General features: G+C 65.2%; 23 protein-coding genes and 1 pseudogene. 15 read left to right on the top strand and 9 right to left on the bottom strand.

Annotated elements, in window-relative coordinates; all coding sequences use genetic code 11:
* Nucleotides 1–45 precede the first annotated feature (45 nt).
* From MKK54_RS23110 to MKK54_RS23090, 5 genes are all read left to right on the top strand, one after another.
* Nucleotides 46–669 carry an acyl-homoserine-lactone synthase gene (locus MKK54_RS23110; RefSeq protein WP_244014734.1) on the top strand — a complete coding sequence of 208 codons (624 nt, stop codon included), beginning with the start codon at nucleotides 46–48 and terminating at the stop codon, nucleotides 667–669.
* Nucleotides 670–693: 24 nt separating this feature from the next.
* The gene (locus MKK54_RS23105) at nucleotides 694–891 is read left to right on the top strand and encodes a hypothetical protein (protein ID WP_244014731.1); all 198 of its coding nucleotides are present in this window, start codon (nucleotides 694–696) and stop codon (nucleotides 889–891) included.
* A gap of 219 nt (nucleotides 892–1,110) precedes the next feature.
* Nucleotides 1,111–2,181, top strand: coding sequence for a hypothetical protein (locus MKK54_RS23100; protein ID WP_244014729.1), 1,071 nt, complete (start codon nucleotides 1,111–1,113; stop codon nucleotides 2,179–2,181).
* A gap of 553 nt (nucleotides 2,182–2,734) precedes the next feature.
* Nucleotides 2,735–4,861, top strand: coding sequence for a TonB-dependent siderophore receptor (locus MKK54_RS23095; RefSeq protein WP_409564231.1), 2,127 nt, complete (start codon nucleotides 2,735–2,737; stop codon nucleotides 4,859–4,861).
* Nucleotides 4,862–4,899: 38 nt separating this feature from the next.
* Nucleotides 4,900–5,604 (top strand): hypothetical protein, encoded by a 705-nt coding sequence (locus tag MKK54_RS23090; protein WP_244014727.1) that lies wholly within the window; start codon nucleotides 4,900–4,902, stop codon nucleotides 5,602–5,604.
* Between the two features lie 529 nt (nucleotides 5,605–6,133).
* Here the strand turns inward: MKK54_RS23090 and MKK54_RS23085 are convergent.
* The 3 genes from MKK54_RS23085 to pedF all read right to left on the bottom strand — a co-directional run bounded on the left by MKK54_RS23085 (nucleotide 6,134) and on the right by pedF (nucleotide 9,421).
* Nucleotides 6,134–7,897 (bottom strand): PQQ-dependent methanol/ethanol family dehydrogenase, encoded by a 1,764-nt coding sequence (locus MKK54_RS23085; protein ID WP_244014724.1) that lies wholly within the window; start codon nucleotides 7,895–7,897, stop codon nucleotides 6,134–6,136.
* A gap of 202 nt (nucleotides 7,898–8,099) precedes the next feature.
* Nucleotides 8,100–9,002, bottom strand: coding sequence for a substrate-binding periplasmic protein (locus MKK54_RS23080; RefSeq protein ID WP_409564237.1), 903 nt, complete (start codon nucleotides 9,000–9,002; stop codon nucleotides 8,100–8,102).
* Nucleotides 8,999–9,421, bottom strand: coding sequence for a cytochrome c-550 PedF (gene pedF, locus MKK54_RS23075; protein ID WP_056275074.1), 423 nt, complete (start codon nucleotides 9,419–9,421; stop codon nucleotides 8,999–9,001). The genes MKK54_RS23080 and pedF overlap by 4 nt, the downstream gene beginning before the upstream one ends.
* 179 nt (nucleotides 9,422–9,600) lie before the next feature.
* Here pedF and MKK54_RS23070 point away from each other — a divergent pair, with 179 nt between their 5' ends.
* The 5 genes from MKK54_RS23070 (at nucleotide 9,601) to MKK54_RS23050 (ending at nucleotide 15,945) form a co-directional block, all read left to right on the top strand.
* Nucleotides 9,601–10,863, top strand: coding sequence for an ABC transporter substrate-binding protein (locus MKK54_RS23070; RefSeq protein ID WP_409564230.1), 1,263 nt, complete (start codon nucleotides 9,601–9,603; stop codon nucleotides 10,861–10,863).
* Nucleotides 10,864–10,919: 56 nt separating this feature from the next.
* Nucleotides 10,920–11,924 (top strand): YVTN family beta-propeller repeat protein, encoded by a 1,005-nt coding sequence (locus MKK54_RS23065; protein WP_244014720.1) that lies wholly within the window; start codon nucleotides 10,920–10,922, stop codon nucleotides 11,922–11,924.
* A gap of 104 nt (nucleotides 11,925–12,028) precedes the next feature.
* Nucleotides 12,029–14,053, top strand: coding sequence for a 4Fe-4S binding protein (locus tag MKK54_RS23060; RefSeq protein WP_244014717.1), 2,025 nt, complete (start codon nucleotides 12,029–12,031; stop codon nucleotides 14,051–14,053).
* Nucleotides 14,050–15,027: an FAD:protein FMN transferase gene (locus MKK54_RS23055; protein WP_244014714.1), complete on the top strand. Its 978-nt coding sequence runs from the start codon at nucleotides 14,050–14,052 to the stop codon at nucleotides 15,025–15,027. Before MKK54_RS23060 ends, MKK54_RS23055 begins: the two co-directional genes overlap by 4 nt.
* An 18-nt stretch (nucleotides 15,028–15,045) precedes the next feature.
* Nucleotides 15,046–15,945: a DUF1194 domain-containing protein gene (locus tag MKK54_RS23050; protein ID WP_244014712.1), complete on the top strand. Its 900-nt coding sequence runs from the start codon at nucleotides 15,046–15,048 to the stop codon at nucleotides 15,943–15,945.
* A gap of 417 nt (nucleotides 15,946–16,362) precedes the next feature.
* Here the strand turns inward: MKK54_RS23050 and MKK54_RS23045 are convergent, their stop codons facing one another.
* From MKK54_RS23045 to MKK54_RS23020, 6 genes are all read right to left on the bottom strand, one after another.
* Nucleotides 16,363–16,953, bottom strand: a complete 591-nt coding sequence (locus tag MKK54_RS23045) for a hypothetical protein (protein ID WP_244014710.1) — start codon at nucleotides 16,951–16,953, stop codon at nucleotides 16,363–16,365.
* Nucleotides 16,954–17,042: 89 nt separating this feature from the next.
* On the bottom strand, nucleotides 17,043–17,600 hold the full coding sequence (locus tag MKK54_RS23040) for a hypothetical protein (protein WP_244014708.1): 558 nt from the start codon (nucleotides 17,598–17,600) through the stop codon (nucleotides 17,043–17,045).
* A gap of 69 nt (nucleotides 17,601–17,669) precedes the next feature.
* Nucleotides 17,670–18,404, bottom strand: a complete 735-nt coding sequence (locus tag MKK54_RS23035; RefSeq protein ID WP_244014706.1) for a lysozyme — start codon at nucleotides 18,402–18,404, stop codon at nucleotides 17,670–17,672.
* 181 nt (nucleotides 18,405–18,585) lie between these two features.
* Nucleotides 18,586–18,762, bottom strand: coding sequence for a hypothetical protein (locus MKK54_RS23030; protein ID WP_244014704.1), 177 nt, complete (start codon nucleotides 18,760–18,762; stop codon nucleotides 18,586–18,588).
* Between the two features lie 95 nt (nucleotides 18,763–18,857).
* Entirely contained in the window at nucleotides 18,858–20,318 is a 1,461-nt protein-coding gene (locus MKK54_RS23025; protein ID WP_244014702.1) for a hypothetical protein, read from the bottom strand.
* Nucleotides 20,319–20,385: 67 nt separating this feature from the next.
* A complete protein-coding gene (locus MKK54_RS23020; protein ID WP_244014700.1) occupies nucleotides 20,386–20,757 on the bottom strand; it encodes a hypothetical protein in 372 nt (123 codons plus the stop codon).
* 156 nt (nucleotides 20,758–20,913) lie between these two features.
* Between MKK54_RS23020 and MKK54_RS23015 the strand changes: the two genes are divergently transcribed.
* The 5 genes and pseudogenes from MKK54_RS23015 to MKK54_RS22995 all read left to right on the top strand — a co-directional run.
* Nucleotides 20,914–21,144 carry a hypothetical protein gene (locus MKK54_RS23015; protein ID WP_244014698.1) on the top strand — a complete coding sequence of 77 codons (231 nt, stop codon included), beginning with the start codon at nucleotides 20,914–20,916 and terminating at the stop codon, nucleotides 21,142–21,144.
* Between the two features lie 191 nt (nucleotides 21,145–21,335).
* Entirely contained in the window at nucleotides 21,336–21,710 is a 375-nt protein-coding gene (locus tag MKK54_RS23010) for a ribonuclease H (RefSeq protein ID WP_313898410.1), read from the top strand.
* Between the two features lie 182 nt (nucleotides 21,711–21,892).
* Nucleotides 21,893–22,981: a DEAD/DEAH box helicase gene (locus tag MKK54_RS23005; protein ID WP_244014696.1), complete on the top strand. Its 1,089-nt coding sequence runs from the start codon at nucleotides 21,893–21,895 to the stop codon at nucleotides 22,979–22,981.
* Nucleotides 22,982–23,064: 83 nt separating this feature from the next.
* Nucleotides 23,065–24,714 carry a DEAD/DEAH box helicase gene (locus tag MKK54_RS23000; RefSeq protein WP_244014694.1) on the top strand — a complete coding sequence of 550 codons (1,650 nt, stop codon included), beginning with the start codon at nucleotides 23,065–23,067 and terminating at the stop codon, nucleotides 24,712–24,714.
* Between the two features lie 49 nt (nucleotides 24,715–24,763).
* Nucleotides 24,764–25,100 (top strand): annotated as a pseudogene (locus tag MKK54_RS22995) (transposase); the annotation flags it as partial.

Raw genomic sequence — 25,100 nt, 5'->3', positions numbered from 1 at the left:
TTTCACGAAACTGTCAGAAACATCTCCAGAAACGGAGGTTTCGACATGATTCATCTCGTGACACCGGCCAACGAATACCAATATCGCGAAGAAATGGAGCAGGCCTGGCGCTTACGCCATGCTGTCTTCGTCGAAGAAAAAGGCTGGATGGATCTCGCACGACCGGATGGTCGTGAGATCGACCAGTTCGATACGGCGGATGCCATTCATTTCCTTGCCATCGAGGACGGGCGCGTCATCGGATACAGCCGGCTCCTGCCGACGACCCGGCCGCACCTGCTCTCGGATGTGCTGCCTCAGCTCTGTGAAGGCGACCTGCCGCGCGGGCACGACACCTGGGAATGGACCCGCCAGGCCGTGGCCCGCTCGCACCGGGCGCGCGGCAAGGCCATCAACCCGGTCTCCCTGGCGCTGCTCACCGGCATCCTCGAATGGGGCATGGCCAATGGCGTGCGTCAGCTCGTGCTGCAGATGCCGACGCTCTACCTGCTGCACGTGGTGCAGCTGCATTTCAGGGCTCGTCCCCTCGGCCTGCCGCAGGTGATCAGCGGCGAAGACATCATCGCCGCCACCGCCGAGTTCGACGCCCGCACCCTGAAGCGCCTGCGTGATCTGCGCGGCGATACGAGACCGGTGCTCGCACCGTCCTACCCCCATCTGGCCGCCTGACGCGGCCCGCCTCGGAGACCTGCCATGGCCTTGACGCCCCTTCCCTTGACGACTGTCTCGCTGGATCACATCGCGACGCATTGCATCGCGGCGCGCGCGATGATCGAGGAGACCGGAACACCGCTGATGCGCCGCCTCATCGATCTTCTCCTGTTCGAGATCGGAGTTGCCCTCGCCGATCCCGTGAGCGAGAAAGGGCCCGCCCTGGAGCCTGCCGAGTAGGTCGCTCCGAGTCGGTCGCTCATCGGCCGCGAACCGCTCCTCCCGCGCGAGGCGCAAGGGCTTCGCCGGGGCCCGTGTTCCGGCATCCCGCGCGAGACGGGCCGAGCGCGCCGCGCCTTGTCAGGCGGCGCGCAGGGTGGCAGGTGGTCGCCGACGTTTCGAGACACACCAACACCGAGGCCGGATGTCAGGGCTTTGCGCTCGCGCGAGCAAAGGACCATGATCTACTCTCAGCGGAGCGACGGCCTCGGGACCCGGGTTCTGTCGGCGATCTACGCGCAGATCTTTTCCGAACAGGTCGGCGTGCCGATGGGCCTGATCTGGACTCCGCTGGGATGGCCGTTCGGGGTGCGCGACACGCCCCTGATGCATCCGAACAACATCTTCGAACTGTTCGGCGACCTTGCCTTCTTCCGGGACGGGCAGGGGAACGGACACGGCAGGATCGTTCTGCACGAGGAGCCGGTCAGCACCGAGCTGCTGAGCCTCTACGAACACCGCTACGAATTGTTCGCGCTCTCGCAAGCGGAGCTGGCGCAGGTGTCCAGCATGGGCAAGGGCGTGAACTACGACTTTCCCGGACCGCTGTTCCGATTCATGACCGAGGACGCGGATGCCCCCGCCAAGGTCGCCCGCATAGCCGGAACCATCAATTGGAACGCCCATATCCTGGGGACGGTCGCGGCGATCGACGAGACCTTCCGACTGGAGAACTGCCTCTCGGTCCATGTCAGGCGCGGCGACATCGTCGAGATGCTCTTCCGGTCGGACCTCGCCGATCTGATCGATGGCGGCATGACGCAGATCCTGCAGCGCTATACGCCGCTGCAGGCCTATTTCGACGCGGTCGACCGGCATCGCCGGGGCGGCATCGTGGTGTGCACAGAGGATGATGGGGTCGTCGAGCGGTTCCAGCACCGCTACGGCGCGCACCGGATCGCGTCCTGCTCGGCACGCGACCTGAGCGAGAACCAGCGCGCCGCCGTCGACCTCATCCTGCTCTCGAAATCCCGGCGCATCGTGGCACCGGTCCTGAGCTTCTTCTCGCAATGCGCGGCCGCGATCGGCAACACCCGGATTCGGAACACGGCTTGGCACCTGAAGGACACCACGACCGAGATCACCGCCCTGGTTCGTCGCGCCGAGTCGGCGCGATCCGAGCAGGTCCTCGCTGTGATGTACGCGGCGGCCTATCGGATCTCGGAGCAGAACGACCTGAACCTGGCGTCCTATTATCGGGGGCTCGGGACGACGAGCGACGCCGCGTTGTTCGAACAAGCGATGGCTTGATGGTCGATTACGCCGAATTCGAAACCCGGCTCGCTCGCGACAGGGTCACTGGTCGCCCCATCACGCCCGATATCAAATCGTAGCGCCGACCAGAGCCATTTTGACGCCATCTCTCGCCTCAGATCGACTTGGCTCGATCATGCTTCGATGGCCATCGACACGCGCGTTTCGCGCCGACATCCGGGCTGTCGATCAAGCTCGGAAAGACCGGCTGGATCCGACCTCTGCTCCGGCCCGCGTCTCGGCCTACATCGCCCCATGAATGGGGTCCCACGCGCCATCGAGCAGCGAGCGATCGGCTCGAACGACTCCACGAACGACATCGACCTGGAACAATTCCAGACTAATCGGTTGCCTTGAAAGTCTAGTTGCCCAGGCTGGAAACATTACAATCCGTTGTTTTTGCGCAACGAACAGGAGAATCGGCTTTTGTAGCTTGACTGTAAAGGATGTGGGCGGTTAGCGCTGCCGCCTTATTCAAGGATCGAGCGCGATGTCGGGGCTTTCTTCGTCAGATGATAACCTTGGGCTCATATCGAGGGCCGCCCTCTTCATGGCCGTCGGAGGCTTGGCGATCGGGACGTTCGTGCCGTTCCGGGCCGCGGCACAATCGGCATCGTCCAGCAAAGCCGGGCCAGAGGTGGCCCTGGAGGAGTTGAGCATCACCGGCATCGGGTATGGGGGCGAGCGCGCGACGGGTCCCGTCATCGGCTACCGCGCCACCCGATCCGGCACGGCGACGAAGACCGACACGGCCCTGCGCGATACGCCGCAATCGGTCCAGGTCGTGCCGCGGGACGTTCTGACCGACCAGGGCGACGTGCGGCTGACCGATGCCCTCACCAATGTCAGCAACGTGCAGGCCGCCGGCACCCTTCAGGGCCGGACCGAGACCTACAACATCCGTGGTTTCAACACCCAGACGGGTGCCGTGGACGGTGTCCTTCTGAACCAGTCCAGCAACTTCTTCTCCGTCACCCGCGATCTCGCCAACGTGGAGCGCGTCGAGGTGCTCAAGGGCCCGGCCTCGGTGCTGTTCGGCCGGGGGGACCCCGGTGGCCTCATCAACATCGTCACGCGCCAGCCGACCCTCGTCCCCTCGGGCGATGCGACGGTCCAGGGTGGCAGTTTCGGCTTCCGGCGCTTCCAGGGGTCGGTGTCGAGCGCGATCCCGAACATCGACGGGCTGGCCGCCCGCCTGACCTACGCGGCGCAGACGGACCCCACCTTCCGCAACTACGGGGACCGCGACAACTCGCGCTTCTTCGTCTCCCCGGCCTTCACCTACACGCCGACCCCCGACACGCGCGTCTACTTCCTGGGTGAGTTCACCCGGCAGGACAGCCAGTACGACGAGGGTCTCATCGCCCGGAACGGCCGCGTCCCCCTCGACAACCTCTCGCGCTACTACGGCGAGCCCTTCGCACGCTACAATGGCTACGCGAACTTCACGACCCTGCGCATCGAGCACGACCTCACCGCGAACATCACCCTGCGTCAGGTCCTCAACGTCCAGTGGGGCGGGTTCGACCAGTTCGTGGTGCGGGCCACCGGCATCAACGCCGCCGGCACCCTGGTCACGCGCCGCGACACCGCGACGGATTCAACCTACGCCGCCGTGGATTCACAGAGCGAGATGGTGGCCAAGTTCGGCTTCCTCGGCTTCGAGCACACGGCGCTGCTCGGCTACGAGTACACCAACGGCTACCGGCACTCCTACACCACGCAAGGGTTGATCGGCTCGGTGAGCTTCCTCAATCCGCGCTTCGGCGCGATCCCGGGCGCGGTCTCGCTCCAGGGCGACCTGCGGCAGAAGAACGAACTGCACGGCGTGTACCTGCAGGATCAGATCGACCTCGGCCTCGGGCTGCAACTCGTGGTCGGCGCCCGCTTCGATTTCGGCACGCAGTTCTACTTCAACCGGACCCCCACCTCGGGCGCCGCTCCGCCGTACCAGGACCTGTTCGGGGCCTCGCCGCGCATCGGCCTGCTCTATCGCCCCTTCGAGCCGCTGACGTTCTACGCGAGCTACGCGAACTCGTTCAAACCGCAGACGGCCAACGTCCTCGGCGCGGTCAACCCGGCGCCGGAGACGGGCGTGCAGTACGAGGTGGGCGCGCGGCTCGACCTGATCCCCGAGGCCCTGACCCTCAGCGCCGCCGCCTTCTCGATCACCCGCGAGAACGTCGCCGCCACCGATCCGCGCAACACCGGCTTCTCGGTCATCACCGGCGAGCAGCGGGCGGAGGGCCTCGAGGCCGATCTCGTCGGGCAGGTCCTGCCGGGCTGGAAGGTCATCGCCAGCGCCGGCTATCTCGACGCACGGATCACCAAGGACACCACCTTCGCGGTGGGCAACCGGCTGGTCGGCGTGCCGCGCTTCAGCGGCAGCCTGTGGTCGACCTATCAGTTCCAGGGCGGCGAGTTCCGCGGCTGGGGCTTCGGCGGCGGCGTGGTCCTCGTCGGCCGCCGGACCGGCGACCTGAACAACAGCTACACGGTCGCGGGCTATGCGCGGGTCGACGCGACGGTGTTCTACGACATCGACGAGCGCTACCGCTTCGCCGTGAACATGCGCAACCTGACCAACGCCCGCTACATCGAGCAGCCCTACAACCAGTTCAACAACGCGCCCGGCGCCCCGCTCACGGTCCTGGCCTCGATCACCGCGCGCCTGTGAAAACGCGCGGTCGGTTTCCTTTCGCGAAAGCCCGTCGCATGGCCCGGTCCCCCCGCTTCATCCTCGCCGCCCTCCTCTCCATGGCATTGACGTCACAAGCCAGTGCCGAGGAGCGGCGCCGCGTTCTGATCGTCGTCAAGCCCGACAATCCGCGCGTCCAGGCGGACCGGGCGATCAAGGCCCATCTCGAGGAGCGGGGCTACCGCGTGACGCTGGGGAGCCAGTACGATCCCGTCGCGGGCAGCCAAGGTTACGACCTCGTGATCCTGTCCTCCAACATCCGGAGCCGCGATCTGCTCGGAGCCTATCGCGATCTTCCCGTCCCGGTCCTGACCTGGGAAAGCGATCTCCTCGACGACATGAGCATGACCGGGCGCAAGCTCGGGCGGGATTTCGGAAAGGACCCGGCCGAGCACTTCGTCTGGCTCGTGAACGCGCCTCATGCCCTGGCGGCGGGCCTGCCGGCCGGCATCAACACCGTCTACGCGAAGGACGCCCCCATGAACTGGGGCAAGCCGGGACTGGGCGCCGCGATCATCGCCACGGTGCCGGGCGAGCCCGACCACGCCGTGATCTTCGGCTACGAGAAGGGCGCGACGATGGATTACGCGGCGATCGCGCCGGCGCGCCGTACGATGGTGTTTCTCGACAACGAAACCTTCACCAACCTGACGCCGGCCGGAACCGCCCTGTTCGACGCGGCCGTGGATTGGACGGCGGGCGGGGTCGGGCGCGCCGAGTGACCGGCCGTGCGGTCCGCATCCGGATCGGCTCCGGTGCGATCACGATCGACAGCCTGAGGGAATGACCGGGATCGGGCGCGCAGTCCAGAACATCGGGACAACGGTCTTCGACCGGGCCAGACCGTCGGCGGCCGGCCCGCCCGCGATACGAGCGGCGCGTCCGTCACGGTATTATCCGCAGCGAGATGCAACCATCCGATCACTGCCGTCGCGAACGCGAGCAGGCAGACGGCGAGGATGTCGATCGCCGGGCCCGGCCGCGCCCTCGCGATCCGCAGGGCCGCGACGGATGCTGCGGCGAGGGGGAAGCTTACACCCACCACGACACGCGGAACGGGCAGCTCCGCCCGAAGCGGGCGATATGGTCAAGGCATAAGAAAGCTCCGGAATGCCTGCGGTTGTTGAGATACCGCCGACATTCCGGAGCTCGGGCGCGCCAAACCCTCGAGCGAAGACCGACACGCTTTCAGAAAATTCGGGAGTCACCGGTCGGGCGATGGCCGGAGCCACCGTCCAATGACGGCTCCGTTCAGCGCGTGGCGACGGTCTTGGGCAGCTTGAAGGCCCAGAAGCTTCCGCCCTGGTTGATGCCGGCGGTGGATTTCGCCACTTCGCCACCCCACAGCGGGACGGCCCCGCCCCAGCCGGCGGCGACGCCGACCCATTGCTCCCCGTCCTGCTCCCAGGTGATCGGCGACGCGACGACGCCGGTGCCGACCTGGAACTTCCAGACTTCCTCACCGGTCTTGGCGTCGAAGGCCTTCAGGAAGCCCTCCGGGGTTCCCGTGAAAACGAGGTTGCCCGCCGTGGTCAGCACGCCGGCCCAGAGCGGCGCCTTGTTCTTGTATTCCCACACCGTCTTGCCGGAGGCCGGGTCGATGGCTTTGAGCGAGCCGATATGATCCTCGAAGACCGGCTTGATCGTGAAGCCAGCGCCGAGATAGGCCGCGCCCTTCTTGTACGAGACCGGCTCGTTCCAGATGTCCATGCCCCACTCGTTCGATGGAACGTAGAACAGCTTGGTGTCGGGACTGTAAGCGATCGGCATCCAATTCTTGCCACCGAGGAAGCTTGGCACCGCGAAGACGGACTTGCCCTTCTTGCCGTCCTCGGACTTTGCCGGGTCGCCTGGGCGGAAGGCGTCGTCGTAGATCGGGCGGCCCTTCTCGTCGATGCCCTTCGCCCAGTTGATCTTGTTCACGAACGGAGTAGCCGAGATGAACTTCCCGTTGGTCCGGTCGAGGACGTAGAAGAAGCCGTTCCGGTCGGCGGTGCCGCCGGCCTTCACGGTCTTGCCGTCCTTCTGCATGTCGAACGGCACGAACTCGTTGACGCCGTCGAAGTCCCAGCCGTCATGCGGTGTGGTCTGGAAGCCCCACACGATCTCGCCGTTGTCCGGATTGATGGCGAGCCGCGAGGCAGTCCATTTGTTGTCGCCCGGGCGCAGCGCCGAGTTCCAGGGGCCGGGGTTGCCGGTGCCGAAATAGACGAGGTTGCTCTCGGGATCGTAGGTGCCGCCGAGCCAGGTCGCGCCGCCGCCGAACTTCCAGGTGTCGCCTGGCCACGTTTCGTTGACCTGGCCGGTCATGGTCGAGGGCTTGCCGTTGAGTTCGCCCATGTGACCCTCGATGACGGGCCGCTTCCACACCACTTCCCCGGTCTCGGCATCGCGCGCCTCGACCCGGCCGATGACGCCGAACTCGCCGCCGGACACGCCCGTGATGATCTTACCCTTCACGATGATCGGCGCGGCGGTGTAGCTGTAGCCCGCCTTGAAGTCGTCGATGTCCTTGCGCCAGACCACCTTGCCGGTCTTCTGGTCGAGCGCCACGAGCTTGGCGTCGAGCGTACCGAAATAGACCTTGTCCTTATAGAGAGCTGCACCGCGGTTCACCACGTCGCAACAGGGCAGGATGCCCTCCGGCAGGCGGGCGTTGTATTCCCACAGCTTGTCGCCGGTGCGCGAGTCGATGGCGTACATGCGCGAATACGATCCGGTGACGTAGAGCACGCCGTCCTTGACCAGCGCCTGGCTCTCCTGGCCACGCTGCTTCTCGCCACCGAACGAGAATGAATAGGCCGGCACCAGGCTCTTGATGTTGTCGCGATTGAGCGTCTTGAGAGGGCTGAAGCGCTGGGCCTGCGGCCCGAGACCGTAGGTAACGACGTCGCCAGTGGTCTTCGCGTCGTTGAGGATGTCCTGTTCGGTGACTTCGGCGAGTGCCGGCAAGGTCAGGTTGACGCAAAGGGCAGTGACGCCCACCGCCGCCAGGAACTGGTCGCGTATTCTCATGGCATTTCCTCCGCTCAAGGCCGGGCCCGGTTCTCCGTGACCCACTGGGTTTCGCCGTCCCGATGTGTTGGGAAGGCGCCCCTTGATGTCGAAGCTAGAGAAGTTCTCAGGGGATTCTTATTGGCCATTGGTCGAATAGCCGTCGGGTGCCGGGACTGAGGATGAGGTATTGGCTTTCGGTCCTCGACGATGCTCGGTCGGCTCAATAGCCTTGCGGCGCGGAGTAGGTGACGCCGTAGGCGTCGCAGATCGCCTTGAGGCGCCCCTCGGTCGCCAGGGCCGCCAGAGCATCGCCCACCGCGTAGGCGAGGTCGCGAGAATCGCTGCGGACCGCCCCGCCCAGGTCCCATCGAGTCCGGACGATGCCCGGCATGGGCACCTCGACCACGGGATTGTTCTCCCGCGAGGCGCCGGCGCCCGAGAGCGCTGCCTCGATGCCGGCGCGCGTGCCAGCAAGGATTGGCGCCTCGCCCGCGAGATACGCTTTCGCCGCCTCGTCGAAGCTGCGGTAGTGCTTCACGCCGGCGCGATACCGCCCGCCCTCGGCGTTCATCACGAGGCTGTCGGACGCGCTCATCCCCTCGACGGCGACGGCATGGCCTTCCAAATCGCGCACACCCTCGAATCCCTCGATCCGGTCACGATGATAGGCGAAGGCGAGGCGCTGCTCGAAATACGGCGTCGTCAGGAAAATCTGCTCGTTGCGCGTGGCCAGCACCCGATCGTGAGGCACATGCAGCATCAGGTCGGCCAGGGGTGTGCCTGCGAGGTCGCCGCGCCACAGATTGAGACGGAAATCGCCGTCGACGGTCTCGCCTGCATCCACCACACGCAGATCGAGGCGCAGCTTCAGGCGATCGGCGATGGCGCCGGCGAGGTCCACATCGATACCGCGGGGGGCGATTTCGCCCTCCCCCGAGAACGGCACGTTGTCGCCGTAGACGGCGACCCTGAGAACGCCCGAGGCCGTCACCTCGTCGAGGGGCCGCGCGATTGCCGGCCGCCCGGTGGCCAGGCAGGTCGCGCTGAAGAGGGCGGCCAGGACGAGGTGGCGCGTCCGGGCGAACGGATCAGCGAGACGCCGCATCGCAGGATACCCTCTCATTCCTCGTGCTTCGATTCGATATAGGTGCGGATCGCCCACAGGGCCTCCTGTGAGAGCACGCCTTCGAAGGCCGGCATCTTCGTCATGCCATTGATGATCGCGCCGTGACGCACGCGCTCGACGAAGTATTCATCGCCTTCCTTGCCAACCGGAAGGTAGCGCAGATCGGGTGCCAGGCCGCCGGAGATGACCTGGAGACCGTGGCAGCGGGCGCAGTTCTGATTGAAGCCCGAATCGCCGATGGCGATCGCCTTGGCGTTGCCCCGATATGGATTCTCCTCCTTCCAGCCTTCGCCGAGGGGCGCGAGGCCTGCGGTGTCGACGGGTTGCGGCTGGACGTCGCCGTGACCGAAGGCCATGGACGCAGATAGAGCGAGACCGAGGGCGAGGAGCCCCCCGCCCAGGATGACAGGCTTCATCGTCGTTCCTCCCGTTATTATTGGAAACGGGTAGCAAGCGCCCTGAGCCGAACCCATTGTGCTTTGGTACAGGTCAGCATCGAAATCCCGCACCCGCCCCGTTGCACTTTGGTCCAATACCGGCCGCGGCGTTGCCGCCGCTATCCTGCCGCCAAAGAACGAACAGGGCGGGAGGGCCGATGCAGGGTCGGCGCTGGAAGCGGGATGGCGCGGGCCGTGGCCGCCCGCGTCCCCATCGTGCCACGCGGATCGCAGCGGCGGTGGTATCCGGCCTGGTGCTAGCGGGCGCGATAGCGATGCCCGGCGGTACGCGCGCATCGGCTGCCGGCGAGGCGCTGACGATCCACTACCTCGAACGGCGTATCGAGCGCCCCGCCCCCCTCAATAATGAAGATCCGATCCCCGACGATGAAGGTCTGAAGGGGGCGGACCTCGGTTTGAGGGACTCGAACGCCACCGGCCGCTTCGTCGGACTGGGTTTCACGCTCGAAACCCGGATCGTCGCGCCGGAGGAGGATCTCCGGCACGTGTTCAGGAGCCTCGGACACGGTCCGGTCCGGTTCGTCGTGCTGAACGCGCCGGCCGACGACGTCCTGGCGCTGACCGACCTGCCCGAGGCCCGAGGAACCGTCTTCCTGAATATCGGGGCGCCCGATACCCGCCTGCGGGATGCCGACTGCCGGGCCCGGCTGCTGCATGTCCTGCCCTCGCGGGCGATGCTTGCCGATGCCCTGGTTCAGTTCCTGGCCTTCAAGCGCTGGGCCCGCATCCTGCTGTTGTCCGGCCCGGCGCCGGCCGATGCCCTCTACGCCGAAGCGCTGCGGCGGAGCGCGAAGAAGTTCGGGTTGCGGATCGTCGCCGAGTCGCGCTTCGATCCGGAGGGCGGCGACACACGGGACACGGCGCTGCGTGAGTTCGTGATTCCCACCCGTGGTCCCGAGCACGACGTGGTCGCGGTGGCCGACGAGGCGGGGGCATTCGGCACGAACCTCCTCTACAACACGGCATCGCCCCGCCCCGTCGTCGGCACGCAGGGGCTCACCCCCGCTGCCTGGGGGCGACCGGTGGAGGCCTGGGCGGCGGTCCAACTCCAGGGGCGCTTCCGCCGGCTCGCCGGGCGGGCGATGCGCCCGGTGGACTATGCCGGTTGGATGGCCGTGCACGCGCTCGGCGAAGCGGCGGTGCAGGTGCGCAGCACCGATCCCGACAGGGTCGCGGCGTTGGTCCTCGCACCCACATTCGAGGTCGGCGGCTTCAAGGGGCGGCCCCTGAGCTTCCGTGCCTGGAATGGGCAGCTGCGCCAGCCGGTGTTCCTGATCGGCCCCGGTGCGGTCACGGCCGTTGCGCCGATCGAGGGGTTTCTGCACCACCGCACCGAACTCGATACCCTCGGCCTCGACGAGCCCGAGAGCGTGTGCCGGACCTTCCGAAAGGCAGGCTGATGCGACCGCACATATCGGCTCCGCACCGCCCGCACAGACATCCGAAGGCGAATGCCATGGCTCCCACCGCGTGTCTCGCCAGCCTTCTCTGCCTTGCCGGCGCGCTCCTGGCGTTGCCTGTTCTGGGCCAGGAGATCTTTGTCTCGAACGAGCGCGACAATACCGTTTCGGTGATCGACGGCGGCTCCCTGGAGGTGGTCCGCACCTTCCCCGTAGGCCGGCGCCCGCGCGGTCTCACCTTCTCCCGCGACGGGCGCACCCTCTACATCTGCGCCAGCGACTCGGATGCCGTGCAGGTCATCGACCCCGACACGGGCGCGGTGCGGCACAACCTTCCCTCGGGCGAGGACCCCGAACAGTTCGCCCTCGCGCCGGACGACCGCACGCTGTTCATCGCCAATGAGGAGAACGCCACCACCACCGTTGTCGATGCGCAGGCGCGCAAGGTCCTCGCCCAGATTGATGTCGGCATCGAGCCGGAGGGCATGGCGGTGAGCCCTGACGGAAAGCTCGCGGTCACCACCTCCGAGACGACCAACATGGTGCATTGGATCGATGTCGCGACGCTTTCGGCGTTCGATGCGACGCCGGTGGGCCAGCGCCCGCGCGCCGCCGCCTTCTCGGCGGACGGGCGGACGCTGTGGGTTTCCTCGGAGATCGGCGGCACGGTGGCGGTGATCGACGTGGCCACCCGCCGGGTCGTCGAGACGGTGGGGTTCGGCGTGAAGGGCATCGCCGAGGACCGCCTTCAGCCCGTGGGCATCACCCTGACGCGGGACGGACGTTTCGCCTTCGTGGCGCTCGGCCCCTCCGACCGGGTCGCGGTGATCGACGCGAAAACCTACCGGGTCGTGAACTACATCCTGGTCGGACGCCGGGTCTGGCAACTCGCGATGACGCCGGACGAGTCACGCATGTTCACCACGAACGGGGTTTCGGGGGACGTGACGGTGATCGACCTGGCGACGCAACGCCCGATCCGCAGCGTCAAGGTCGGCCGGTTCCCCTGGGGCGTGGCGGTCCGGCCGGCACCGGCCGGCCCCTCAGGCACCACGCCATGACCACGGCGCAGGTTCGCCCACGGATCACGCCGGTCTTTGCCGGATCATGGACGCGCCATCTCCTCCTCGTTCTCCTCGCGACCCTGTGGGGAGGCCATCCCGCCATGGCGGGCACGCTCGATCGGGGAAGCATTGAGCGGTACTTTCCGGCTCCGCTCGTGGTGGGCGAGCGCGACGGGGCTTTGCCGGTCTGGCCCATCCTAAAACAGGAGGCCGGCCGCTACGAGATCTTCGCCTACGCTTTCGAATCCATCGACCTCGCGCCGATCCCAGGCTTCGGGGGGACGCCCCCCGACCTCCTCGTGGCGCTCGCCCCCGATGGCACCTTCCGCGATGTGAAGGTCGTATCCCACCACGAGCCCGTCTTCCTGGAGGGCCTCGGCTCGGAACCGCTCTTCGCCTTCGTCGACCAATATGTGGGCTTGTCGGCCCGCAGGTCGATCCGGGTCGGTAGGCCGAACGCGCGGGGGGGCGGGGCCTCGGCAGAGACCACCGTGGACGGGATCTCCATGGCCACCGCCTCGACGCGCGTGATCAACGAATCGATCCTGGGCGCGTCCCTGGCCGTCGCGCGCGCCAAGCTGGGCTTCGGCGCTGCGAACGTCGGCCTGAAGGTCGAAGCCCGGCCGGATGCCGACGAATCCCTGAGCGTGGCCGACCTCGTCGCACGGGGCTGGGTGCGCTACCTCACCGTGACCCGCGGACAGGCCGAGGACGCCTTCCGGGATGCGGGCCTGGAACCCATCGACAGCGGCCCGGGGGACCGACCCCTCACCGATCTCACCTTCGCCTATCTCAACGTGCCGGCGATCGGCCGTAGCCTCCTCGGTTCGGACCGCTTCGCCGCGCTCATGCGCGAACTCGGCCCCGGCGACCATGCGGTGATGGTGGTGAGCCACGGCTCCGAGAATCCCCTCGGCGAGGATTTCGTGCTGGGTTCGATCCCCGAACGCCTCGCCGTGATGCAGGGCGGTCTGGCGGTGAACGCGCGGGACATGGCGATCGAGCGGCGCGGGGCCGCCCCTGATCTGCCCGACGGGCCCTGGACGATCCTGCGGATCACCGGGGCCGCAGGCTTCGATCCCTCCGCGCCCTGGACCCTGAAGGCCAAGCTCATCCGAGAACGCGGGCAGATCCTGTCCGAGAAGATCGTCCGTGAGTTCTCCGCCGATTACACCCTCCCCACCACGTTGTTCACCCGCGAGGCGGCGGAAGCGGGTCCGAGCTGGCTCGATCCGTGGCGAGCGCGCGGACCCGAGCTCGGCGTCATCGCCCTGGCGCTGGCCGGGCTCGTGCCGGTGCTCGCGTTCCGGCGCATGCTCGTGGTCGACCGCCGTCGCTTCGCGATCTTCCGCCTCGGCTTCCTAGCCTTCACCCTCGGTTTCGTCGGCTGGTACGCCCAGGCGCAGCTCTCCGTCGTCACGCTGGTCGGCCTGGTGCGCGCCGCCACCGTGACCCACGATCTAGCCTTCCTCCTCTACGACCCACCCTCGCTGCTGCTCTGGGCCTTCCTCGTCCCGACCCTCGTGGTCTGGGGGCGGGGCACGTTCTGCGGTTGGCTCTGCCCCTTCGGCGCACTGCAGGAATTCACCGCCTGGCTCGCCAAGCCCCTGCGCATCCGGCCGATCGCGGTACCGCCCCGGCTCGATCTCTGGTTGCGACAGGCGAAATACGGGCTCCTCGCCGGCATCCTCGTCGCCGCCGCCACCGGCTCGCCCCTCGCGGATACGTTTGCCGAGGCGGAGCCGTTCAAGACCGCCATCACCCTCTACTTCGTGCGGGCCTGGCCATTCGTGGCCTACGCGGTCGGCCTGCTGGTGCTCAACCTCTTCGTCTACAAGGGTTTCTGCCGCTACCTCTGTCCGCTCGGCGCCGGGCTCGCGATCCTCGGGCGCCTGCGCGTCCTCGACTGGATTCCGCGTCGGGCGGAATGCGGCAGCCCGTGCCAGCTCTGCAAGGTGCGCTGCCGCTACGGAGCCATCGCGCCGTCCGGCCGGATCGACTACCCCGAGTGCTTTCAATGCATGGATTGCGTGACGATCATTCAGGACCCGCAGCAATGCGTGCCGCAGGTGGTGGCCGCCAAGCGCGGGCGGCGGATCGCCCCCCAGCAGGCACCGGCGGAATGACGGTCATCCTGCGCCCGGCCCGGCGCCGCCTCCTCGTCGGGGGCGCCGGCCTCGCCACGGCCGCACTCGGCGGCGTGGCCGCGTTCCGCGCGATGGCCGGCGCGCAGGGCCTCACGACGCGAACCCGCACGGGCCTCGCCTTCGGCACCACCGTCGCCCTCACCGTGGCCGGGCCCGAACCGTCCGCCCTCGACGCGGCCCTCTCCGACGGGTTCGCGCAGATCCGCAGCGTCGAGGACGCCGCGAGCCTGTTCCGGGCAACCAGCGCCCTGAATCGCCTCAATCGCTCCGGCCACCTCGAGGCGCCGCCCGCGCACCTGACCACGCTCCTGAGCTTCGCCCTCGACCTTGCGGCGGAGACCGGCGGCGCCTTCGATCCGACCGTGCAGCCATTCTGGCCGCTCTGGGCGCAGGCCGCCGCGCGGGGTGAACGTCCGGACCCGGCCTCCCTTCGCCTGGCGGCCGCCCGGATCGGCTGGCGCAAGGTCTCCCTCACGCCCGAGCGCGTCCTTCTGGAGCCCGGCACCGCAGTGACGCTGAATGCCCTGGTCCAGGGCTACGCTGCCGACCGGGTTATGGCATCCCTGCATACGCGTGGGATTACGGATGCCTTCGTGGATACCGGCGAGTTCGGCGCCTCGGGAACGCACCCGGACGGTACGCCCTGGCGCCTCGGCATCGCCGATCCGCGGGCGCCGGATACCCTCGCCGCCGTGATCGAACCGTTCATGGGCTTCGCCGCAACCTCGGGAGACTACAGCATGAGCTTCTCGCCGGACCGCGTCGACCACCACATCTTCGACCCCGCGACCGGGCGTTCTCCTGCAGGCTTGGCTTCGGTGACCGTTACCGCCCCGACTGGGCTTCTGGCCGACGGCCTGTCCACCAGCTGCATGGTCCTCGGTACAGCACGCGGTCGCGACCTCGTTGCGCGGCATCCGGGCTGCACGGTGCGCTTCATCGACAAGACCTGAATCGACAGCAACCGAACGATGCCCCGGCTTCCCCCCGCTCCGAAATTCGACATCCACGTCCCCGTCGGCGGGGACAGCGAGCCGCCCGGACAGCAATCCCAACAACGCCCCGAACGGCCCTGGTGGCGGTTGGGTCTGCTGGCACCGACACGAGCTCCGGCGCGACGCTGGCGTGCGCGATCCGCGGCGTTTCTGTTCGTCTGCGGCACGACCGCGGCGGTCAGGGCCGAACCGCCGGTCGCGGTCGCGCTCATCGTCTCAGTGGATGTATCGCAATCGGTCGACGCGGCGCGCTTCGGGCTGCAGATGGAGGGAATTGCCGAGGCCTTGGAAGATCCCGGCGTTGTTGCAGCAATGACCGCGCGGCCAGGAGGAACGCTTTTCGCCATGGTGACCTGGGCCGATCGGGCCAGCCTGGCTGTTGGATGGCGGCGGATCGCGAGCCGCGCCGATGCGGTCGCCGCAGCGGCGCAGGTCCGGGCGACCCCCCGCCAGACCGGTGAATTCACCTGCCTGGCTCAGATGTTCCGCACGATCGCCGGGAGCGTGATCCCCGCCATGCCGATCCCCGCCGAGCGCATCGTCGTCGACGTTTCAGGCGACGGCATCGACAATTGCACGGACACGGACGACCTCGCCACCGAGCAGGCCGCCGTCCTCGCCTCGGGCGCCACCATCAATGGCCTGCCGATCCTCGTTCCGGGCGAGAACGATGTCGTGGGCGCCGGCGCATACAGGGCCCCAGGGTACGGCCTCCGGGCGACGCCGCTGCCACAGGAGCACATCGGCCTCCAGCAATGGTTCGAGGCGCACGTCGTCGCTGGACCGAACGCGTTCTTGCTTACCGCGAAAGGCTATGGCGATTTTTCCAGGGCCATACGCCGCAAATTCATGACGGAAATTAGTTCGTATCGATAGGCATGTTTGTCCTTAGTTGGCGATTCTAGCGTCAAGACTTCAACCTGGCGCCTACTGACAGAATTCACAGATTCGATGGTTAACAGACGCTCCAAATCGGTTGCAGAAAGCACGGTGCTGAGCGAGCGGCAGATTTCTGCTCATGGTGCGAAGCCGTCTTGCGCCGCAACTCATGGGAACGTCCGGTTTGTTGGCGCCGCTTCCCAATAGCGGACCGGCTGTAATCCACCCAACCCGGTCGTTGGCCTCTGCCTCGACAGCCTGGGAGCGGACCTTCCGAGTGTCGGCAAAGGGTCGTGAGCGGGCATCGCGGCAACGTCCGCTCTCGTGCATTGCTGCTAAATAGCGGACCGGCAGAACGCCACCCTTCTCAAAAATTCAAGGTTGGGTACCAAACGTCAGATTTCGACCACTAGGTCAGCGCCGCGCGTTGGATCGAAGTGCTTGATCGAGATCTTCGATACGACGCTGCAGGCTCTGGATCGTGTCGCGTGGCGTGTTGAGGTCGGAGAGATCCTTGCGCGCCTGATCGAGCTGGCGCTGCAGGCCGTCGTCGCGCGAGCGCTGGCCCGCCCAGGTCTGCTCGTGCTCGCCGCGGGGCACGATGTTCTTCTGCAGGCCGTCGAGGTCACGCTCGATCCGGGCGATGCGATCGTCGGTGAGCTTCTGCAGGTCGTCGCGCCGCTGCGCCACGACGTGGAAGCGCGTGTCCAGATCCTCGCGCGGCACGTACCGCTCGGAGCGGATCTCCTGCTTGGCGATCATCGACTCGAGCCGGGTCTGGCCCATGTTGATCCAGGTGAACCCCATGCCGCCGAACATGCCGAGCACGGTGATCAGGAGCCCGATCGGCGCCCAATTGATGCCCGAGCGCGCGTCGAGCTTGCTCACGATGTCGTTGAGGCGCCCGTTGATGCCGGCCACGATGTTTTCGAGGACGTCGAGGCGCGAGCCCGCATCTCGAACCGAGGCCTGCTGTTGCTGCTGCTGATGATGCGGGTCGTGCATGGTCCTGGCCCCAAGCCCAGCCGGTATCCGGTCGCGGCGAACATTGCTCGATGAAGGCGGGCCGCCACGAAAGGCGGCCCGAGGCACGGTCACGCGGCAGGGACGGGCGCGGGCGGGACGAGCGCTTGCCCCGGCACGCCGGCCGCCAGCGCGTCGAGGGCCGGCGCGAGGGTGTTCTCGGCGGAAGCGGCCGGGTCGAGGTCGAGGCGCCGGAACACGCGCTCGGCGATGCCCTGTACGCCGCCGGCACGGGCCACGATCCAGGGCAGGGTGCTGTCGAGTGCCCGCTGCGCGCCGAGCGTGACGAGCGCCGGCGCGACGGCGACGCTGACCGTCCGGCCCTTGGCTGCGCCCTCGATCGAGGCCAGCGCGAAATCCACCGCCAGGTTGACCATGCGGTCGATCAGGGCGTTGGTGAAAAACGCCGATAGGAAGGGCGAGGCGCGCTTCAGGAGGAGGCCGAGATAGGTCACGGCGAGCGGCACGAGGATCGCCGAGGCGATGTGCGCGAGTTCGAGCACCCACGTGCCCCAGGGGATCACGAGGGCGCCGGCGGGGGCCGCGTCGGCCGCGAAGGCGAGGACGGGCGCCAGGACGGCGATGAGCAGGCAGGCGAGAGCCAGCGCCCAGATCATGGGGTTGCGCATGTCGGACCTTATGAGGTTTGGAGTTTCACGGGTTCGCAGGTCAGGTCGCGCGCCGCCGGCGCGCAGACGTCAGGAAGGGGCGCGGCCGAACAGGGCAGCAAAGCGCGCCATGAAGCCGGACAGGCCGAGGGCGGGCGCGGTCTTGGCCGCAGCCGGGGCCGGGGCGCCAGCGAGGGCGGGCGGCGCCAGGGTCGGCTTGGGCGGCAAGGAAGCCGGCAGGGTCGGGATCGCCGCGACCGGAACGCCGCTCACGAGCACCCGTACCGGAGACTTATCGCTCCGGCGCCCCTTGGGCAGCGCCTGGGCGTAGGGCGTGCGGAACTGATCGTATTCCGCCTGCCGGCGGGAGATGATCGAGGCCGGCTTCTTCCACATCAGGATTGCCTCAGCCACACCGGAGACATCGCCCGCGTTGAGCTTGCGCAGCACGGTCGAGCCCGCGAAAGCATCCGGGCCGATGTTGAAGGTCAGCGACACCAGGGTATCGAATTGCTCCTGCGTCACCGGGCGCTTGAGCAGCCGGCGGACGTCGTCGGCGTACTGTTCGAAGGCGCGGCGGTTGAGGTCGTCCGCCTGTGCCTGCGTGATCGAGAGGCCGGGCGTCACCCTGATCAGGCCGGAGGCCGAGGTCACGCCGCACGCGATCGTCCAGACTTTGACGCTGTCCTGATAGGCGGTCAGCTTGCAGCCTTCGCGCGACACCAGGGCCGCGCGTCCGATGGCCGAAAATTCCATGGCGGAGGGCTCACACAACAGGAAAAGCCCGCTCAAGGCGGGCAGGAGGAAGGCGAGGAGCGGCGTCATTTCAGGGGCCGCCCGATCGCCCGGCGAACCAGGAAGGGGCATGGGCGTGCGCGGGCGACCCCGCGCACACGAGGCACGCGAAGGCCGCCCGCCGCGCGAGGCGGGGCAGGGGCATGGCCGGGCTTTCGGGTGAAGGAACCTGGAACGCCGCCAGGACGGAGGCTGCTCGGGCGGCGGCGTCCTAGGTGCCCGAGGCGACCAGGACCGCGCCGCCGCCGCTTACGAAGGTGAGCGACCCGTTCACGCTGATGGCTTCGGCGAGCGGGCGACCAGCGAACACGGGCGTAAATCCGATCGACAGATCCGCGCCGCTGACGTTCGGCGCTCGCTCAGCCGCCCGCCGCACGGGGATGGCCAAGAGCCACTCCGTCGCGTCGGGAACCCGATGTGGGGCTCTTGCGGCATCCAAAATTCAGCAGATGCGGTTTTACGATCCGCAGTCGACGCACCTGCCTATAGAGGCTGAGCCTCATAAGTTCCGCCGATATAGACTATCGATCCATTTTGAAAGGTATACGTATTGTCATATCGAACAATGAAGCAGGTGTTGCCGACCATTTTCCCTTGCAACATCGCGCCCGTGGCATCATCGCGGCCGGCGGCAATCTGTACGGAGGTCGCTACGGGAAACGGGAGCGATAATTGCAGCCCCCCCGCAGCGGTCCCGTTCGTCGTAATTGTGACCTGCGCCGTGAAACTGACCGTATTGTTGGAACGCGTATAGCGCGCGTTCGATACGCTCGCCGACCCCAATGTGCCCGATGTCGCTGTGATCGAAGCGCCATAACTGGTCCATCCGGCATTCGTGGCGGCCATCACGGTCTTGCCGTCGACCACCCAGGAGAAAATCTTGCCGGTACGGTCGTAATTGCTGTATTGGTTCGCCCCGTAGGAAATAATCGATCCATTAGAGCCGGCAGGCATCGTAATACCGGCGCTCAGAACCGTAGACTCGTTCATCTGCAAGCCGTACTGCGTAGCTCCCGTTCGCGAGGCGTCTGATGGAACGGATGCCGTTCTGATCGCGGCGGTTCCAGGGAACCCATAGGTATTGATGTTCGCCCCATAGGCAGCATGCGAGCTGTCCGAGGCCGCCTTATCATTATGGTAATGGCCGATGATTGCGGAAAGATTGGACGCTTGTTCGTTTGAATAGACGGGATTGGATGCGGAAAACTCGTTGGTGGCGACACCCGTCCCGAGCTGGACGGCCTCGGCGAGAATGCCGGACATTCCGCGGGCGGTGCCACCGGACCGACCCATGGCGTAGAACCATCCCGCGTGCAGGTCTTTCCACTGCGTCGTTGCGGCACCGCTGTCGAACTTTCCAAAAACGAAGGATCGCACCCCGTTCGTGATGGCCCTGTAACCCGCAGACTCATAGTTGGTGTCATCGCGGTCACGCAGAAGAAGAACCTTCCCGTCCCGCATGCCACCGTTGCCCGTCCTCGCAAGGGTTTCAGTATTCGTCACAATTTCCCATGAGCTGGCTTTCACGTTGAAATCCACATAGGGGCCGTTCGTATTCTGGGGGTCGAGGAAAGTCCGAGAGTCGATCCCGAACGAGCCACTGAAGCTTCGGTTCAGGGGCACGGCCGTCGCGAGGGCCTGGGGCAACGAGAGCACCGACCCGCCCTGCGTGGTGATGTTGAGCCCGGATGCGTCGCACCGCGCGCCCGGCGCGCAGGTGATGCCGTCGCCCTGGATCTGTACCGAGTCCGGCGTGGCGAGGTACTTGGTGCCGAGAAGTCGGCCGATCCGGAAGTCGGGCCTCAAGCGGATATCGCCGTTCCCGTCGATGCGGGCGGGCGGCAGGAACACAGGCGGGACCGGATCGAGCGCCCAGGCGGGGCCTAGGAACGTGGCAAGGCCCGCAGCCGGGCCGGCAAGGCAAGCGATAACGCTCGGTCTCATCGTGGTCTCCGTGGTGTCAAGGGAGTGTCGCGCCCAGGCCGGATGGCGCGTCGAGCCGTTTGCCGTATCAGAGCGTGGCGGCCGAGGACCAGAGGGCGTCGAGCGCCGCATCGTCCTTGCCCAGGATCGCGCCGAGCACCACGACCATGGGGTGCGCGCGATCGAAGGTGGTGGCGCCGGACAGGAGCATGCGGGCAGCGAACCGGTCCGCATCCGGCAGAGCCTGCACGGCGGCCTCGATCTTCGCCGGGAGCATCCCGGTCATCACCGCGGCCAGAGCCTCGCCCTCGGTGATGTCGCCGGCCAGCGCGAGGGCCTGGAAGAACTGGCGGTCGGAAACCGCCGCGACGGACTTCGGCGCGGAGCGGGCGGCGATCTGCGCGGCCAGGCGGTCGGACGGAATCCCCGTAGATGACTCGAAGGACGGCGTTTTCCGCACAGACGACCTCCTGAAGGCCGATGCTGCCCGGAAGGAGGCGATGGCTAACGCCACGGCTCAGCAGATCGATGAGCGGCTTTTACGCCCCTCTTCGTCATTCCAGGGACCACGCTTGGGCTGAGCCGGCCGTCAGGACGCGGCTATACTCCGGCCGAGATGGCGAAGATCAACTCCAACATCGATGCTGAGGCTGCCAAGAGCGCCTTCAATCCCCTCGCCGGCATCCAGGATCGGGCTGCCGAGATGGACGCTACCGATGCCGCCAGAGAAGCCGCGGAGGCGGAGGAGCGGAAGAAGCCTCGAAAGACCTTGAAGGAGAAGATGGGCATCCAAATCCCGAAGCGCCGTGGCTGGCGTGACGGAGAGCACAAGAAGGACGCCGAGTGATAGGGCAGGGGCAGCACCGAGCGCTGAGCCGCCCTAACCCTTCGGCCGTCTGTCATCTCCGGGAAGACCTGGGGCATTCATGCCCCGAGACACCGCCACCACTCCACGTCTGCACCGAGAGAGGTCCGCCAACGGCCTCTCTCACCATGCCTGAACGGAAACCTCACAAGACCGAAGCTCCAACTTGAAACATCTTCATCGCCATCTGGGGCGTCTGCAAGGGCAACCCCGGACCTGGGGCCTATGCGGCCACTCTCAAGAACATCGATACGGGCCGCGAGAAGCGCGTAGAGGGCCGCGCACCGTCCACCACGTCCAATCGCCTGGAGCTGACGGCGGCCATTAAGGGGCTGAACGCGCTCCGCCCTGGCGCCGTGGTCACGGTCATCGCGAACAGCGAGTACGTGGCGAAGGGGATGAACGAGTGGCTACCCGGCTGGAAGGCGAAGGGGTGGCGCACGGCGGCCAAGAAGCCGGTGATGAACGCGGACCTCTGGGTGGAGCTAGAGGTTGCTGCCGGGAAGCATAAGAGGGTTCGTTGGGTGGTCGGTGAGCGGACTGCGTGAGAAAGTAGCAATGCGCGCGCTTCGCATTTAATTCCGAGGAATGACGGACCCTTTGAGCATCAGCCTGTGGATGCGATGCTGCTTCACCCTTGAACGCAGGTATCACCGCTTATGATGGAGCTTTCGCACAGCGACCCAGCCTGATAGAAATTAAGTTCAATTCGAGAATGGGAGCCCGTTGTATGAAGGTTGGCCTTCCTGAGAACCACGGTCTACCGTCAGATGTACTTTCGTCTGTCGAGCTATTGCCGAGGGATGGAGGAACCGCTTTCCTCACGGACATACAACATGAAGCTCTCCAAGCCGGAATAGGCACCGGTAAAAGTGTCCTGATAAGTGCGCCTACGTCAACTGGTAAGACGCTGATTGGATGGTGGGCGATTGCTTCGTCTCTTGCCGCGGGCGGGCGAGCAATATATCTCGTTTCACATAGAGCACTTGCAAAACAAAAATTTGAGGAAGCACAGCGGCTCTTTTTAGGTGGAATGCTGGGAGGCGATAGGGCCGCAATTGTTTGCGCAACAGGCGATGGCGTCGAAGATGCATCCGGTCGTAAAACTAATGCACCAATGACAGCTAAAATTCTCGTCGCAACCTACGAGAAATTTTTAGGGTGTCTTTCTGTTGGAGGTCCTCCGCGAGATTTAACGGACTCCACTTTTATCTGTGACGAGGTTCAGCTTGTAGGCGACCCTCATCGCGGTCAGAACGTGGAGTTACTACTAACGCTCATGCGGCGCTCTGGTTGGCGTCAAATGGTGGGTTTGTCCGCAGTCCTCCACGAGAAGGACGCTCAGAGCCTTGCGAACTGGCTGGGAGTCGCATTGGTCAGAAACCCGACACGTGAGAAAGCTCTCAAGTTAGAGTGCCGCGCACCGGACAGCACATATCAAATCACGGTTGCTCCGGGAAAAGCGGGAGACATTGAGGAAGACCTTCGTAGACGCGAGCGCGCAACAAACAGAATTGTCGATGAGGTTCTTGCCAAAAGGAATCAAGGCCCGGTCATCGTATTCTGTATGAGGGTAGACGATACTTACAATCTTTGTCGTGAATGGATAGATGCGCACCCAGCCTGTCAAGCCGTGACGCCACCAGACGGACTAGAGCTAGACGAGGAATTGCGTCGTGCTCTCGCGTGTAGAGCTGCATTCCACAACGCTGAATTAAGCGAAGAAGAGCGAATATTTGTAGAGCAGCGCATTGCTCGATCTGAGGTGGACGTTGTCTATGCAACGACTACTCTCGCAGCCGGAGTGAATTCCCCTTAGGCACGGCGGTATTTGCTTCATGGACCCGCTTCAATTTTGATAGACGTCAACACGAGCCGATAGGCAAAGCGGAATTCCACAACATGGCTGGTCGGGTTGGTCGGATGGGCCAAGCCGCGGCAGAGGGCAACGTTATTATTACGGCGGATAGTGCAACGACTTCCGCAAGGGCTTTGAAGTTTATGGACTTCGAAAGTCAAGAAGAATTAGGCGCCGGCATCAACCCAGACGATTTCAATCTTCTCACTCTTCAACTCTTCGCGGGAAAATTATGCTCAAGCCGACGAGAGGCATTCGAGCTTCTAGCTTCAACACTCAGCGCAGCGCGTGAGCTAGAACGAAACAGGTCCGGCGTCGCTCACTGGGAATCCCACCTAAACTCCCAAATTGACCGCCTTCTACGGTCCGGTTGTTTGATTGAAGGTAGGGGGCGAATTGGGGTTACGGCCTTTGGATTATCAGTAGCGAGATCTGGCCTGAAGGCAGAAACGGCCCTTTATTTCATCAACTCCTTAGTGGAAAACGGGTCTAATCTTATCTCGTTGCTGCCTGGAACCGAAGATGCTTTGGAAGAGGACGACATTTTATTCATTCTAGCACATGCCGCATTATCTTCACCGGAGTTTAGCTACGAAGGAGGAAACCCAACACGACAAATCAGCTATAGGGTTGGTCGTCCAAATCTTGTTACAAATGAATATGCTCGTAAGCTCGATGCCTTATTGTTCAATAGGCCGTGGGCCGCCGATGTCTCGGCAGCTAATGGCGCGCTGCTCATAGTAGATTGGGCCGCTGGCCTAACTCGTGGTCGTATCGAACGACGAGTGGCGGGCGTGAGGCTAGGCACGGTAGAGTCATTGGCACGAGATGTTGGATGGATACTAACCGGGATATCTGAGACGCTCAGTGACGTAACTGCACCAACGCTTGCTGACGAAAGCAAACCCGACGCGCTTCGGGGCGATGGCCCGGCCGTTGCGGCATCGCGGCAGTTGGCACGCTCGATCCGACGGATGGCAACCAGGATAGCGTCGGGCTTACCATCCGAGGTGCTGTGGATGACGAATCTGGAACTGCTGGGAGCGCGTAAGCGGCTCAATCGGCAACAGATACTCTCTCTACGATTCCAGGGCCTCGTCAAACCAATGGCACTAATGGATGGGGGAGGTGAAGCAGACGATAAGCGTCGACTTGCACTCTCGGCGACGGCTGGCGCTGGAGCTGCTTTGCCCAATCAAGTCAGAGATGCTGCGAGAAGATGGAAGGCGACTGAGCGAGACCACTCTAAACAGCATCACTTAAAGCGTGCGGGAAAGGTCGAAATCGGAGAACTCATATCTAATTTATATCTACACCGGGGGAATGCGCTGGAAGCCGTATTTGAGGCGGTCATGTCCTCAATTTCTGTTACATGCGAAAAACTCGATCACGCAAACAAGCAAGCGCACCCAGATTTTCTGATAACGATCGAAGACTTTCCCCCAATCGTTGTAGAAATCAAATCAAAAGCCTCCGATAGCGATCTAGTTTCACTAAATGCAGCGGCAGAAGTGTTGGTGGCTTCTGAACTTATTGGACTTAAAGGAAATTTTTGCCTGACACTTTGTAGTCCAGGTGTCGAGCCGAACGTTCCAGGTCTTGTGGAAAGATGCGGCCGGCTATGCGTAATCGAAGCGACTAGGGCCTGTCGTCGCCTGGACGGATTGGCTGGGCTTGCGTTTTCGTTTCTCTGAGGCAGGAGGGACGATGCTGAGCGACGCGCAATGGGCTGAACTGTAGCCCTTGGTCGAGGCCTGCCGGCCCAAGGCCAAGACGCCCCAGCAGGATATCAGGCGCACGCTCTTGGCGATCCTCGGGCGCCATCAGAACGGGGCCAAGTGGCGGTCCGTTCCGCAGGAATTGGTTCCCTGGTGGCGGGCTGCGCAGATCTTCATCCGCTGGTCGCGTGCCGGCGTCTGGGAGCTCCTTCTCAGCCTCGTGCAGGAGCGCGGCGTCCAGCTCGGGAGGGTGTTCCTGGACGGCACGAACGTGCGGGCGCACCAAAAGGCGCCACGTGCCGCCAAAAGGGGGCATCTGGGGCCGAGCGAGATGATCGTGAATCTCGTGGCCGCTCGCGTGG

Source organism: Methylobacterium sp. J-068 (assembly GCF_022829445.1).
Taxonomy (GTDB): Bacteria; Pseudomonadota; Alphaproteobacteria; order Rhizobiales; family Beijerinckiaceae; genus Methylobacterium.
Note: the sequence above shows the minus strand (reverse complement) of the source record. Positions and strands in the feature narration are given on the sequence as shown.